This window comes from Escherichia sp. MOD1-EC6842 (genome assembly GCF_002965705.1).
GTDB lineage: Bacteria > Pseudomonadota > Gammaproteobacteria > Enterobacterales > Enterobacteriaceae > Escherichia > Escherichia ruysiae.
This window is the reverse complement of the sequence record NZ_PTRF01000025.1, coordinates 24,210-38,061: the sequence shown is the minus strand read 5'-3', so window position 1 is coordinate 38,061 and position 13,852 is coordinate 24,210. Positions and strand designations below refer to the sequence as shown.

Sequence of the window (13,852 nt, the reverse complement as noted above, 5' to 3'; positions counted from 1 at the left end):
GGTGATGACGGGATCGAACCGCCGACCCCCTCCTTGTAAGGGAGGTGCTCTCCCAGCTGAGCTAATCACCCGATACTACGCTGGATACTACTTAAAGTGGTGGGTCGTGCAGGATTCGAACCTGCGACCAATTGATTAAAAGTCAACTGCTCTACCAACTGAGCTAACGACCCACTTTTGCGTTGCTTTCGAGTTGTTTGATATCCCGTGGCAACGGCGGCATATATTACTGATTTCAGATTTGAGCGCAACAAAAATTTCGATGTAGATCACTCAACTGCTTATGATTCGCACGACACGACCAGAAATAATGCGACTTCTGGTCGTGTGTTATGCATTACATCGCGTTCAGACGTTTTTGCGCCTGTTTTGCGCCATCAGTCCCAGGGTATTTACTGATAACCTGCTGGTACACGGCTTTCGCTTTCGCGGTGTCACCTTTGTCCTGCATGATGACGCCAACTTTAAACATCGCATCCGCAGCCTTCGGTGACTTCGGATAGTTTTTCACCACCGAAGCAAAATAGTAGGCCGCATCATCTTTCTTACCCTTGTTGTAGTTTAACTGACCCAGCCAATAATTGGCGTTTGGCAGGTAAGTTGAATCAGGGTAATTTTTGATGAAATTCTGAAATGCCACCATTGCGTCATCCTGGCGGGATTTATCCTGTACCAGCGCAATAGCTGCATTGTAATCCGTGTTTGCATCGCCGCTTTTCACCGGCGCGCCAGCATTCGCAGTACCTGCATCAGCTGTTGGCGTCGTTGATGCCGCCGCACCGCTTTGATCGCCGCTGGTTGATTGCGCCGCTGCGCCACCGCTGCTGAGGCTATCGATCTGCAACAGGATCTGCTTTTGCCGCTCCACGACCTGATTCAGTTGATACTGATTTTCCTGAATCTGACCACGCAGGGAGTCAATATCGGACTGATTATCAGAGAGTTGTTGCTGGAGTTGGGTTAAAAGCTGGCTGTGAGCATTAGAAATACGCTCAAGTTGAGTGACGCGGTCTTCGACCGAGCCAGAGCCGACACTACTGATTGGTGCCTGAGCAAAAGCGGCCCAGGGAGCCGCTATACCAACCAGTAACGACAGACTCAATAGTTGATGTCTGAAGTTACTGCTCATGCAATTCTCTTAGTAAACCAGTACCGCACGACGGTTTTTGGAGTATGCCGCTTCGTCATGACCCAGTACTGCAGGTTTTTCTTTACCGTAAGAAACGATGGAGATCTGGTCTGCAGAAACGCCTTTACCCTGCAGGTACATCTTAACGGCGTTCGCACGACGTTCACCCAGGGAGATGTTGTATTCCGGAGTACCACGTTCGTCCGCGTGACCTTCTACGGTGACTTTGTAAGACGGGTTGCTACGCAGGAAGTTTGCGTGTGCATCCAGCATTTGAGCGAAATCAGAACGGATATCGTACTTGTCCAGATCGAAGTAAACGATGTTGTTCTGCTGCAGCTGTTGCATTTGCAGACGAGCCTGCTCTTCGGAAGACATATTGCCGTTGCCGCCGTTCGCATCCATACCAGTGCCGGCACCCAGCATGCCTTCGCTGCCGTCATTGCTGGCGTTCTTATTGGAAGAACATGCCGCAATTGCCATAACAGGCAGAGCGATCATCAGCCCTTTCAGCACTTTGTTCAGTTGCATTTCAATGATTCCTTTACTATTCAATTAATTATTATCACAGATACGGCGACCAGGCAGGGAATTTGACCTGTCCATCAGTTGCCGGAAGACGCGCTTTGAAACGCCCATCTGTAGAAACCAAATTCAGCACGGATCCCATCCCCTGAGAAGAGCTGTAGATTACCATAGTGCCGTTAGGTGCCAGACTTGGCGTTTCATCCAGGAACGTTGACGACAGAACTTGTACGCCTCCCGTTACCAGATCTTGTTTGGCAATGTGCTGCTGTCCACCATTGGAGCTGACCATTACCATAAATTTACCGTCGCTGCTGACATCCGCATCCTGGTTCTGAGAACCTTCCCAGGTAATACGTTGTGGCGCACCGCCGTTAATGTTCACTTTATAAACCTGCGGACGACCGGCCTGGTCAGAAGTGAAGGCCAGGTTCTGGCTGTCCGGGAACCAGGTCGGTTCGGTGTTGTTGCTGCGACCATCAGTCACCTGACGAATCTGACCAGAAGCCAAATCCATTACGTACAGGTTCAGGCTACCGGTTTTCGACAGAGCGAATGCCAGCTTGCTGCCGTCTGGCGAGAATGCAGGCGCACCATTGTGACGAGGGAATGAGGCTACCTGACGTACAGCACCATTTGCCAGCGTCTGGATGACCAGCGCGGAACGACCGCTTTCGAAGGTGACATATGCCAGTTTAGAGCCATCCGGTGACCACGCCGGAGACATCAGCGGCTGCGGTGAGCGATGAACCACAAACTGGTTGTAACCGTCATAGTCAGATACGCGCAGTTCATACGGGAACTGACCGCCATTGGTCTGAACAACGTAGGCAATACGGGTACGGAACGCACCTTTAATGCCGGTCAGTTTTTCAAACACTTCGTCACTGGCGGTATGACCAGCATAACGCAGCCATTGCTTGTTAACTTTATATGAGTTCTGAGCAAGTACAGTACCCGGCGCACCGCCGGTATCAACCAGCTGATAAGCAACATTGTAAGAGCCGTCAGGATTCGGAGTGACCTGACCTACAACGACAGCATCAATGCCCAATGCAGACCATGCAGCAGGTTGAACTTCTTGCGCACTACCCGGCTGCTGTGGCAGACGAGCGCGATCTAACGGATTAAACTTACCGCTGTTACGCAAGTCAGCAGCAACGATGCCACCAATATCTTCGGGTGCCGCGCCAGGGCCTGCCCACTGGAAAGGAACTACACCAATAGGACGACCGGAATCTACACCGCTGTCGATCACAATGCGGACTTCAGCGTGCAGAACTGATGCCCACAGTATGAGAAAACCAAATGCTACTCGTAATGCCTGCTTCATCATATCTCCCTTATCTGGACAGATAGCCCACGATAATTTAGCAGAATGTTAACAAACTCAAATACACAAAACTACCAGAACCCAGCGACAACCGATGTTTGATGTTAACCGCCGTGACGGTCAACATCGCGATTACGGCTTGAAGTCCAATGGTGCGTTTTTGAACACTTCATATACTGCCTGGCTTGGTGGTTTCGGGATCTTCGCAAGTTTAGCTGCTGCCAACGCAGCCTGACAAAGTGCGGGATCGCCACCTTCAGGTTTGATATCCAGTAACATACCATCTGGCGCCAGTTTTATGCGCAGCGTACAGGTTTTGCCTGCATAGGACGATGCGTCATAGAACTTACTTTCGATAGCAGATTTAATCTGCCCGGCATAGTTATTGATATCTGCGCCTGATGCGCCATTGTTTTTAGTATTACCACTCCCGGCAGGCGAAGCATTGTTCCCTTTCGCACCACCACCGGTTTTCGGTGCATTCTTACCAGAGCTTAGCTCACCGAAAATATCATCTGCCTCTGCGGCAGCTTTTGCTGCAGCGGCTTTTTCAGCGGCTGCTTTTGCCGCTGCCGCTTTTTTGTCTGCGGCGGCTTTTTCTGCAGCTGCTTTCTTATCAGCAGCAGCCTTTTCAGCAGCCGCTTTTTCTGCTGCTTTTTTCTCGGCTGCGGCTTTCTCTGCTGCCGCTTTCTTATCAGCAGCAGCTTTTTCTGCCGCTGCTTTCTTCTCAGCTTCGGCCTTCGCTTTTTCAGCAGCTTCGGCAGCCGCTTTTTTTCTCGCTTCTGCTGCTGCGGCTTCTGCTGCTTCCGCCTTCTTCTTCAGCGCCGTAGCAGCTTTAGCGGCTTCAGCCTCGGCTTTTTTCTGTGCTTCAGCAGCGGCTTTGGCGGCTTCTGCTTCCGCTTTTTTCTTCGCGTCTGCAGCCGCTTTCTTCGCAGCTTCTGCGGCTGCTTTGGCATCCGCTTCGGCCTTCGCTTTGGCATCTGCTGCCGCTTTCGCTGCCGCCTCTTCCGCTTGCTTCTGCTTTAACTCGGCCTGTTTAGCGGCTTCTTCAGCCTGCTTTTTCTGTTCCTGAGCAGCTAACCGCTCTTTCTCAAGTTGCTTCAGGCGTTCCTGTTCAGCCGCTTGTTTCTCACGCAGTTCTTCAGCAGCCTGCTGTTCCTTCATCTTGCGCTGCTCTTCGGAACGCTTCGCGCTTGATTCCTGGCTTTGCATACGTTTGTACTGCTCAACTACCGCACCTGAGTCAACCATTACCGCGTCGATGGACGAACCACCGCCGCCTCCGGCTGAAGCTTCTATATTCTCATCGAACGAACTCCAGATCAGCGCCGCAAATAAGATGACATGCAGCACTGCTGAAATAATTATCGCCCGCTTGAGCTTGTCGTTTTGTTCGGTTGCCTTTGACACTCTCGGTTCCCAAAAACTGTTCGCCTGTTACCCGCTCTCTTTCAAGCAAGGGAAACGCAGATGCTTAGATAGGCTGCGTCATTAAACCAACCGATTTCACACCCGCACTATGTAACAAGTTCAGTGCTTTAATTATTTCATCGTAAGGCACATTTTTTGCGCCACCGATCAGAAAGACCGTTTTCGGATTAGCCTTGAAACGGCTGGACACTTCCGCCACCACCTGCTCTGGGGGTAAACGCTCCAGACGATCTTTCTCAACCACCACGGTGTACTGACCAATACCAGACACTTCAACAATCACTGGCGGGTTATCGTTACTGCTCACCGCCTGCGATTCAGTAGCGTCTGGCAGATCGACCTCCACGCTCTGGGTAATGATGGGCGCTGTCGCCATAAAGATCAGCAACAGCACCAGCAGTACGTCCAGCAACGGAACAATGTTGATTTCGGACTTGAGATCGCGACGACCTCGTCCACGCGCTCTGGCCATGGCTTACCCCTTGTTGCTCTCACTAACGGTAAACGCCTGGCGGTGCAGAATCGCGGTAAACTCTTCCATAAAGTTGTCGTAATTCAGTTCCAGTTTGTTTACGCGCTGGTTGAGGCGGTTATAAGCCATTACCGCTGGAATTGCGGCGAACAGACCAATTGCCGTCGCAATCAACGCTTCTGCGATACCGGGCGCAACCATTTGCAGCGTTGCCTGCTTCACTGCGCCAAGAGCGATAAAGGCATGCATGATCCCCCAGACTGTACCAAACAGACCAATATATGGGCTGATGGAACCTACCGTACCGAGGAATGGAATGTGCGTTTCCAGATTTTCCAGTTCACGGTTCATCGAGATACGCATCGCTCGTGAGGCCCCTTCTACTACGGCTTCCGGCGCATGGCTATTGGCACGATGCAGGCGCACAAATTCTTTGAACCCGCTGTAAAAGATTTGTTCCGAACCAGTGAGATTATCCCGTTTTCCCTGGCTCTCCTGATAGAGGCGAGAAAGTTCGATTCCAGACCAGAATTTATCTTCAAACGCTTCGGCTTCACGCGCCGCAGCGTTCAGAATACGGGTCCGCTGGATAATAATGGCCCAGGATGCGATTGAAAAACCAATCAAAATCAACATGATAAGTTTAACCAGAAGGCTAGCCTTCAGGAACAAATCAAGGATATTCATGTCAGTCACTGCTTAAACTCCGCGACAATAGACTTAGGAAGCGCACGAGGCTTCATTTTGAGTGGGTCAACGCAAACAATCAGAACCTCGGCTTCATTCAGCAGAGTATTCTCAGCGTTGACAATACGTTGCGTGAAAACCAAAGAGGTGCCACGCATTGATGTTATTTCAGTCTGTATTTCGAGCATATCGTCGAGCCGTGCAGGTGCGTAATATTCCACCGTCATTTTACGTACCACGAAGGCAACACGCTCAGCCATCAGCGCCTGTTGACTGAAGTGATGGTGACGCAGCATCTCTGTGCGTGCTCTTTCATAAAAAGCGATGTAACTGGCGTGGTACACCACACCACCGGCATCGGTATCTTCATAGTAGACGCGAACCGGCCATCGAAACAGCGTTGTATTCACTTTACATCCCGGTAATGCAACAAAAGTTAGAACTTTTAAACGCTGCTACTATACGCGTGCGATTGAGGTTTGGGAATGAGGGCAAGTTAAGGGAGCGTAAAAATTTATGGACTGTTGAAGGTCCATAAATTTTTAAAGAGAATTCTGATTTAAAAGAAGAAGAAAATCAGCCCGACAATGAGAACAATATCGGCAAGCAGTGGGCAAAAAATCCCTTGCCAAAGAACCTTCTGCGGACGAAAACCCACGCCGTGAATCACGCCAGCACAGACGGCCCACATCAGCAATAAACCATGCCAGATTTCCAGTTCACTGGTCTTCGCGGCGAAACGTGATGGATCCCAAAACATACATCCTGCTAACAGAAGCGCCATCACGAAGGAAAGCGCCCGCAGAGGGCGCTTGTCCATTACCGCATACAAGGTTGCGATAATCTTGCTCATTAGCTGTCTTCTTGACCGGCTTTACCTGATTCGACGTGCTCAAGCGCCAGCGCGGTGATTACCCCAAATGAACAGGCAAGAAGCGTTCCCAGAATCCATGCGAAATACCACATTATTAGCTCCTTACTTAGTACAGAGAGTGGGTGTTACGTTCAATATCTTCTTTGGTGATACGTCCGAACATTTTCCAGTAACACCAGATGGTGTAGAGAAGAATGATCGGAACCAGAACCACCGCAACCCAGGTCATGACGTTAAGCGTCAGCTGGCTGGAAGTTGCATCCCACATTGTCAGACTTGCGTTCATCATGGTGCTGGACGGCATCACAAACGGGAACATTGCAATACCGGCAGTCAGGATGATACAGGCCAGCGTCAGGGAGGAGAACACAAACGCCCACGCGGCTTTATCCATACGTGCAGTCAGGATGGTCAGCAGCGGCAGAACAACACCCAGCGCCGGAATAGCCCACAGAATCGGCATATTGTTGAAGTTCACCAACCATGCGCCAGCTTCACGAACAACTTCTTTATTCAGCGGGTTAGATGCTGCGTAATGGTCCATTGTCGATTTAACGACATAACCGTCGATACCGTACATCACCCATACGCCAGCCAGTGCGAAGCAGACCAGTGTCACCAGCGCCGCCACCTGAGCTGTTGCACGGGTACGCAGGTGCAGTTCGCCCACGGTACGCATCTGCAGATAGGTCGCGCCCTGAGTAATGATCATCCCTACGCTCACCACACCTGCCAGCAGGCCGAACGGGTTAAGCAACTGGAAGAAGTTACCGGTGTAATACAGACGCAGATACTCATCCACGTTGAACGGTACGCCCTGCAACAGGTTACCGAATGCTACGCCAATCACCAGCGGTGGAACGAAGCTACCTACGAAGATGCCCCAATCCCACATGTTGCGCCAACGGGTGTCTTCAATCTTGGAACGGTAATCAAAACCGACCGGACGGAAGAACAAAGACGCCAGCACGAGGATCATCGCGACATAGAAGCCGGAGAACGCAGCGGCATAGACCATCGGCCAGGCAGCGAACAGCGCGCCGCCTGCGGTGATCAGCCATACCTGGTTACCGTCCCAGTGTGGCGCGATAGAGTTAATCATAATTCGACGCTCGGTGTCGTTACGACCGAGGAAACGGGTGAGCATCCCCACCCCCATGTCGAAACCATCAGTGACTGCAAAACCAATCAGCAGAACGCCAACCAGCAGCCACCAGATAAAACGCAATACTTCATAATCGATCATTTGACGACTCCTGTCTTAGCGTGCCGGCTGAGTAGTCGTTGAAGACTGCTCAAAGTGATAGCGACCGGTTTTCAGGCTGCTTGGGCCAAGGCGTGCAAATTTGAACATTAAGAACAATTCTGCCACCAGGAACAGGGTATACAGGCCGCAAATCAGCACCATCGAGAAGATGAGATCGCCTGCAGTCAGCGACGAGTTCGCTACTGCGGTAGGCAACACTTCACCGATAGCCCACGGTTGACGACCATATTCAGCAACGAACCAGCCCGCCTCTACAGCAATCCACGGCAGCGGAATACCGTACAGCGCAGCGCGCAGCAGCCATTTTTTCTCGCCAATGCGGTTGCGGATGACACTCCAGAAGGAGAGCGCAATAATTGCCAGCAGCAGGAAGCCACACGCCACCATGATACGGAACGCGAAGTACAGCGGCGCTACACGTGGAATGGAGTCTTTGGTTGCCTGTTGAATCTGCGCTTCAGTCGCATCTGCCACGTTTGGCGTATAGCGTTTCAGCAGCAGACCGTAACCGAGGTCTTTCTTCATGCTATTGAACTGGTCACGTACAGCCTGATCGGTGGAACCAGAACGCAGTTGTTCGAGCAGAGAGTACGCTTTCATCCCGTTACGAATACGTTCTTCGTGCTGCACCATCAGTTCTTTCAGGCCGATAACCGGTGTATCCACGGAACGCGTTGCGATAATACCCAGCGCGTAAGGGATCTGGATCGCAAATTTGTTCGTCTGCTCTTCCTGATCAGGAATACCAAACAGAGTAAAGGCGGCAGGCGCAGGTTGAGTTTCCCACTCGGCTTCAATAGCAGCCAGTTTGGTTTTCTGCACATCGCCCATTTCGTAACCAGATTCATCACCCAGAACAATAACAGACAAGACGGCAGCCATACCGAAGCTGGCAGCAATAGCAAAGGAGCGTTTTGCGAAGGCGAAGTCACGACCTTTCAGCATATACCATGCGCTGATACCGAGGATGAACATCGCGCCAGTCACATAACCAGACGCTACAGTGTGAACGAATTTCACCTGAGCAACCGGGTTAAGCACCAGCTCGGAGAAGCTCACCATCTCCATACGCATAGTTTCGAAATTGAAATCGGACGCGATTGGGTTTTGCATCCAGCCGTTCGCAACCAGAATCCACAGTGCGGACAGGTTTGAACCGAGCGCCACCAGCCAGGTGACACACATATGCTGAACTTTACCCAGACGATCCCAACCGAAGAAGAACAGACCTACAAAGGTGGATTCGAGGAAGAAGGCCATCAGACCTTCGATTGCCAGCGGCGCACCGAAGATATCTCCCACATAGTGGGAATAGTAAGACCAGTTAGTCCCGAACTGGAACTCCATGGTCAGACCGGTTGCCACACCCAGAGCAAAGTTGATACCAAACAACTTGCCCCAGAACTTGGTCATATCTTTATAAATCTGTTTGCCGGAAAGGACGTAAACCGTTTCCATGATGGCCAGCAGGAACGCCATACCGAGCGTCAGCGGCACAAAAAGGAAGTGGTACATCGCGGTCAAGGCAAACTGTAAGCGCGACAGTTCGACTATATCTAACATCATGACTCCTTGCTCATCGCATGAAGACTCCGAGAGTGAACCCCGTTAGAAAGGGTCACACGCATGCCCCAATACAAAATTATTTGCTCGCCCCTACCGTTGCCATTTCATCAAAAGAGGAAAGACAATGATAAAAAAGTTACAAATATGTTAATGAATAAACCAAATTGATCCCGTAATTATATTACGCCGCAAAATCCTTACAATAAACAGGTTTTTATTGAGCAAAATTGCATTTTTCGACAGTGATCAATTTATAGCGAAATTGTCACCATCTCACCAATTTGATCTACGACAATTTATCTCGTTTTGCAGATTTTTTTCAAGAATTAAAAATTGATTTATATCAAAATCAATCAGATATGTTAATTATGTGTAAATCATGAGCCACTAGTAATTTTATTGTTAATTTATTGTAACCAAATAACACAGTAAAATTACCGGCATGGAAATATATAGATAAAAAACCAGTATTTTATTTAACAGAGCCGCCTTATCGACTTTTTGTAATCCTAATTGATTAGAGTAGCCAATTTGTTGCTATTTCACATAACAAATTTTTATCAAAGTTAATTGATTGTTGTCTTTATGAGCAGCATACTGTAAATCCGTCACTTATTGTTTTTCTGGCAATAATCACGAAAAGAAATAGATACCTTCGGTATAGTCAGATAGAACAAGAATTTTCAAAAGAAACTATATATGGTATTGATATTTCCTGATCGGTATTCAATGATTCGCTCAACGATTGAAAATCAAGAGAAATTGTTATAGCAGTGATACGAAACAACCAAACGGAATTATAACCAGGCGTTAGAAAACACCGGATATTCTCGGATACACGCTACCTTGTCTAAAAGATATTAACTCTCTGCCTTACAGAGGACTCCCCATGAAGAAAGCAACACATGTGATTGGCGTTGATGCGATTGTACTCTCCTCTATCTATGGATATAGCGATATCGACTCATCAAGCATGAACTGAGTGATATTCAGCTCCATATGAGCAGCAGCGATTTCGCCGTTGGAATCAAGGTTGTTCTGCAACATCTAATAGATTGCTTTAATCTGCCTGTTTTGGCTGTGTAATATTCTTAATTTAACCATTTGAATATGATGATATTGTAAGATGTCAGAAATTTAATTATCTGGAGATACAGCTTTACGACTACTGAACCTTAAAGTAATAGTTGATAATTCAGTAGTACATCGAGTGATATAACTAATTATATTAAAAAAAGTTTTTTATACAATCGCATTGTAAAGAAGCACCAGCTACTTATAAAGCCCCAAAAAAATATATATTAATTCATACTGAAATAATATTTTCGACCGTAGTTCACGTTTGAAATGATTAATGACCTGCGCCTCTCACGCAGGTCAAATCAGGAAACTGTGTAACCGGAAAATAAAATGTTCGTAAACAGTGGGCATCATCAGTTGCCCTCAAAATACAGCTGATTTACATTTTTGCTTTTACACGTGCGATAGCTTCTTCATAAGAGGGCTTATTTTTTTCCGCATACGGCAGTTGATAATGCTGCAAGGCATCGGCGTTCTGACCTGCGATTTCATACATTTTAGCAATGTTATAGCGCGTTGTCGCCGATTTGCTCCACTGGCTAACGAGATCGCTTTACGATTTGCCCAAATCGCTTCTGCTATGTTGCCATTTTTCTGATAAGCCAGACCCAGGTTACTAAATGCCTGTCCGTAATTGCCGTCTAATTCTGTTGCCTGTTGGAAGAGTTGAATGGCTTGCTCAAGTTGACCGGTTTTGTAAACAGCTTCACCTTCACGGTTATATTTTCTTGCCAGTTGAGTATCGCCACTGTTTTGCATCGCAGGCGAAGCCGGAGTTGAAGTACCTGTCGCTGGCGTTATCACAGTGGCTAAATCACTGACGTCTAATGTGGTGTCGTTAAAAGATTGGAATAACCGTCTTTTTTGACGATTAATAAAGCATCTTGATTATCAGCAAATGAAGAACCCAGACTAACGCCGCCCGAGGCATTTGTGATACCAGAAACAGACTGCGCGCCATTGCGTTGCAGCGTCACCGATGCACCCTCAATGCGTTTATCTTTCACTGTCGCACTTAAAATATCGATGTATACGTCGGCGGCATAAGCGTCCGCATTTATACCCATCAGGGCCAGAGCAACCGGCAGAATAATTGTCTTCATGTATAAATCCTTTTACTGAATGGAGAAGAGATATTTCGCCGGGCATTATTGCGCAAGGGATGGGAAAAAAAAGCAGCGGGAAAGCTTTTCAGATTAGCGCCCGAATAAAAACAAAAAAGGCCATCATAAGATGGCCAACCATGTCGAAACCGACAGCCCTTCGCCATTCCTGTAGAGGGAAGCGGCGAGGGCTATTTCTTATTACAGATATTTATTTCAGAACAGTTTTCAGTGCTTCACCGATATCAGCCAGGCTGCGAACAGTTTTCACGCCTGCGGCTTCCAGAGCGGCGAATTTCTCATCCGCAGTCCCTTTACCACCGGCAATGATAGCGCCAGCATGACCCATACGTTTGCCTTTCGGCGCAGTCACACCGGCAATGTAACCAACAACTGGCTTGGTGACGTGCTCTTTGATGTACGCAGCCGCTTCTTCTTCGGCGCTACCGCCGATCTCACCGATCATCACGATCGCTTCAGTCTGCGGATCTTTTTCGAACATTTCGAGAATGTCGATAAAGTTAGAGCCAGGGATCGGATCGCCGCCGATACCGACACAGGTAGACTGACCGAAACCGTAATCCGTGGTCTGTTTAACCGCTTCATAGGTCAGTGTACCGGAACGGGAAACGATACCCACTTTACCCGGTTTGTGAATGTGACCCGGCTGAATACCGATTTTGCATTCACCCGGAGTGATTACTCCCGGGCAGTTCGGGCCAATCATACGAACGCCTGCTTCATCCAGTTTCACTTTCACAGTCAGCATATCCAGCGTCGGGATGCCTTCAGTGATGGTGATAATCAGTTTGATGCCTGCGTCGATGGCTTCCAGAATGGAGTCTTTGCAGAACGGCGCTGGTACATAGATAACAGAAGCGGTAGCGCCAGTGGCGGCAACGGCTTCACGCACGGTGTTGAATACCGGCAGGCCGAGGTGGGTAGTGCCGCCTTTACCTGGGGTTACGCCGCCAACCATTTTAGTGCCGTATGCAATGGCCTGTTCAGAGTGGAAAGTCCCCTGGCTACCGGTAAAGCCCTGGCAGATAACCTTAGTGTTTTTATCAATTAAAATGGACATTATTTCCCCTCCACTGCGGCAACAACCTGCTGAGCTGCATCCGTCAGACCTTTTGCTGCAATAATATTCAGGCCGCTGTCAGCCAGTTTCTTCGCGCCGAGTTCGGCGTTGTTACCTTCCAGACGTACCACAACCGGTACGTTAACACCCACTTCCGCTACCGCGCCGATGATACCGTCAGCGATCAGGTCGCAACGAACGATACCGCCGAAGATGTTAACCAGAACGGCTTTCACTTTGTCGTCAGAGAGGATGATTTTGAACGCTTCGGTTACGCGTTCTTTGGTTGCGCCGCCGCCAACGTCCAGGAAGTTAGCCGGTTCGCCGCCGTGCAGTTTAACGATGTCCATCGTACCCATCGCCAGACCTGCGCCGTTAACCATACAACCGATGTTACCGTCCAGCGCAACATAGTTCAGTTCCCACTGAGCAGCCTGCGCTTCACGCGGATCTTCCTGCGACTGGTCGCGCATTTCGCGCAGATCAGGCTGGCGGAACAGTGCGTTACCGTCAGCGCCCAGTTTGCCGTCGAGGCAAATCAGATCGCCCTGTTTGGTAATAACCAGCGGGTTGATTTCGATAAGCGCCAGGTCGCGCTCCAGGAAAATGGTCGCCAGGCCCATGAAGATTTTGGTGAACTGCTGAACCAGTTTACCTTCCAGACCCAGTTTGAACGCCAGCTCGCGTCCCTGATACGGCATCGGGCCAGTCAGCGGATCAAGCGCAACTTTATGGATCAGGTGCGGAGTTTCTTCCGCCACTTTTTCGATTTCCACGCCGCCTTCGGTGGAGGCCATAAAGACCACGCGACGGGAACTACGGTCAACAACAGCACCGAGATACAGCTCTTTAGCGATATCGGTCGCTGCTTCAACCAGAATCTGGTTAACCGGTTGGCCATTGGCGTCTGTTTGATACGTTACCAGACGTTTACCCAGCCAGTTTTCTGCAAAAGCACGGATATCTTCTTTGCTGTTTACAACTTTCACACCGCCCGCTTTACCACGGCCACCAGCGTGAACCTGACATTTCACTACCCACGGACCAGCACCGATTTTTGAAGCGGCTTCTTCTGCTTCGCGCGGAGTAGTACAGGCATAACCCACTGGCGCCGGTAAGCCATAGCGGGCAAAAAGTTGTTTTGCCTGGTATTCATGTAAGTTCATGTGTTCTGTCCATCCTTTAGTAATCGTTATCTTTTAAACCGTAGACCGAGTATGACGTATCGCTACCGGGCATTGTCGGTCACCCGTAGGCCTGATAAGACGCGCCAGCGTCGCATCAGGCATCGCTTGTCGGATGCG

13 protein-coding genes, 1 tRNA gene and 1 pseudogene are annotated in these 13,852 nt (G+C 49.3%); all 15 read right to left on the bottom strand.

The genetic code is table 11. The features are described 5' to 3' along the window. Window positions 1–97 precede the first annotated feature (97 nt). Window positions 98–173: transfer RNA gene (locus tag A7Z29_RS21025), tRNA-Lys, on the bottom strand. 164 nt (window positions 174–337) lie between these two features. Next, complete coding sequence (cpoB, locus tag A7Z29_RS21020; RefSeq protein ID WP_000097569.1) at window positions 338–1,129, bottom strand: cell division protein CpoB; 792 nt, start codon at window positions 1,127–1,129, stop codon at window positions 338–340. Window positions 1,130–1,138: 9 nt separating this feature from the next. Continuing rightward, window positions 1,139–1,660 (bottom strand): peptidoglycan-associated lipoprotein Pal, encoded by a 522-nt coding sequence (gene pal, locus A7Z29_RS21015; RefSeq protein WP_001295306.1) that lies wholly within the window; start codon window positions 1,658–1,660, stop codon window positions 1,139–1,141. Between the two features lie 34 nt (window positions 1,661–1,694). Further along, window positions 1,695–2,987 (bottom strand): Tol-Pal system beta propeller repeat protein TolB, encoded by a 1,293-nt coding sequence (gene tolB / locus A7Z29_RS21010; protein ID WP_010352214.1) that lies wholly within the window; start codon window positions 2,985–2,987, stop codon window positions 1,695–1,697. A 132-nt stretch (window positions 2,988–3,119) separates the two neighbouring features. Then, window positions 3,120–4,397, bottom strand: coding sequence for a cell envelope integrity protein TolA (tolA, locus tag A7Z29_RS21005; protein WP_105290768.1), 1,278 nt, complete (start codon window positions 4,395–4,397; stop codon window positions 3,120–3,122). Between the two features lie 64 nt (window positions 4,398–4,461). Further along, window positions 4,462–4,890, bottom strand: a complete 429-nt coding sequence (tolR, locus tag A7Z29_RS21000) for a colicin uptake protein TolR (protein ID WP_000090099.1) — start codon at window positions 4,888–4,890, stop codon at window positions 4,462–4,464. 3 nt (window positions 4,891–4,893) lie between these two features. Continuing rightward, entirely contained in the window at window positions 4,894–5,586 is a 693-nt protein-coding gene (tolQ, locus tag A7Z29_RS20995; protein ID WP_000131314.1) for a Tol-Pal system protein TolQ, read from the bottom strand. Continuing rightward, on the bottom strand, window positions 5,583–5,987 hold the full coding sequence (ybgC, locus tag A7Z29_RS20990) for a tol-pal system-associated acyl-CoA thioesterase (RefSeq protein WP_001098372.1): 405 nt from the start codon (window positions 5,985–5,987) through the stop codon (window positions 5,583–5,585). Before ybgC ends, tolQ begins: the two co-directional genes overlap by 4 nt. A gap of 149 nt (window positions 5,988–6,136) precedes the next feature. Then, a complete protein-coding gene (gene ybgE, locus A7Z29_RS20985) occupies window positions 6,137–6,430 on the bottom strand; it encodes a cyd operon protein YbgE (RefSeq protein WP_000034602.1) in 294 nt (97 codons plus the stop codon). Beyond that, window positions 6,430–6,543, bottom strand: a complete 114-nt coding sequence (gene cydX, locus A7Z29_RS20980) for a cytochrome bd-I oxidase subunit CydX (RefSeq protein WP_000270283.1) — start codon at window positions 6,541–6,543, stop codon at window positions 6,430–6,432. The genes ybgE and cydX overlap by 1 nt, the downstream gene beginning before the upstream one ends. A 14-nt stretch (window positions 6,544–6,557) precedes the next feature. Then, window positions 6,558–7,697: a cytochrome d ubiquinol oxidase subunit II gene (cydB, locus tag A7Z29_RS20975; protein ID WP_000568270.1), complete on the bottom strand. Its 1,140-nt coding sequence runs from the start codon at window positions 7,695–7,697 to the stop codon at window positions 6,558–6,560. A 15-nt stretch (window positions 7,698–7,712) separates the two neighbouring features. After that, a complete protein-coding gene (cydA, locus tag A7Z29_RS20970) occupies window positions 7,713–9,281 on the bottom strand; it encodes a cytochrome ubiquinol oxidase subunit I (RefSeq protein WP_010345240.1) in 1,569 nt (522 codons plus the stop codon). A 1,462-nt stretch (window positions 9,282–10,743) separates the two neighbouring features. Continuing rightward, a pseudogene (locus tag A7Z29_RS20965) lies at window positions 10,744–11,431 on the bottom strand (tetratricopeptide repeat protein). 247 nt (window positions 11,432–11,678) lie between these two features. Next, on the bottom strand, window positions 11,679–12,548 hold the full coding sequence (gene sucD, locus A7Z29_RS20960) for a succinate--CoA ligase subunit alpha (RefSeq protein WP_000025458.1): 870 nt from the start codon (window positions 12,546–12,548) through the stop codon (window positions 11,679–11,681). After that, window positions 12,548–13,714 carry an ADP-forming succinate--CoA ligase subunit beta gene (gene sucC, locus A7Z29_RS20955; RefSeq protein WP_001048602.1) on the bottom strand — a complete coding sequence of 389 codons (1,167 nt, stop codon included), beginning with the start codon at window positions 13,712–13,714 and terminating at the stop codon, window positions 12,548–12,550. Before sucC ends, sucD begins: the two co-directional genes overlap by 1 nt. Window positions 13,715–13,852 lie beyond the last annotated feature (138 nt).

Coding starts and splice junctions, on each gene's coding strand:
- ybgE (WP_000034602.1), bottom strand. CDS start 6,430: ATGAGCAAGATTATCGCAACCTTGTATGCGGTAATGGACAAGCGCCCT.
- pal (WP_001295306.1), bottom strand. CDS start 1,660: ATGCAACTGAACAAAGTGCTGAAAGGGCTGATGATCGCTCTGCCTGTT.
- sucD (WP_000025458.1), bottom strand. CDS start 12,548: ATGTCCATTTTAATTGATAAAAACACTAAGGTTATCTGCCAGGGCTTT.
- tolB (WP_010352214.1), bottom strand. CDS start 2,987: ATGAAGCAGGCATTACGAGTAGCATTTGGTTTTCTCATACTGTGGGCA.
- cydB (WP_000568270.1), bottom strand. CDS start 7,697: ATGATCGATTATGAAGTATTGCGTTTTATCTGGTGGCTGCTGGTTGGC.
- cydA (WP_010345240.1), bottom strand. CDS start 9,281: ATGTTAGATATAGTCGAACTGTCGCGCTTACAGTTTGCCTTGACCGCG.
- cydX (WP_000270283.1), bottom strand. CDS start 6,543: ATGTGGTATTTCGCATGGATTCTGGGAACGCTTCTTGCCTGTTCATTT.
- sucC (WP_001048602.1), bottom strand. CDS start 13,714: ATGAACTTACATGAATACCAGGCAAAACAACTTTTTGCCCGCTATGGC.
- tolR (WP_000090099.1), bottom strand. CDS start 4,890: ATGGCCAGAGCGCGTGGACGAGGTCGTCGCGATCTCAAGTCCGAAATC.
- cpoB (WP_000097569.1), bottom strand. CDS start 1,129: ATGAGCAGTAACTTCAGACATCAACTATTGAGTCTGTCGTTACTGGTT.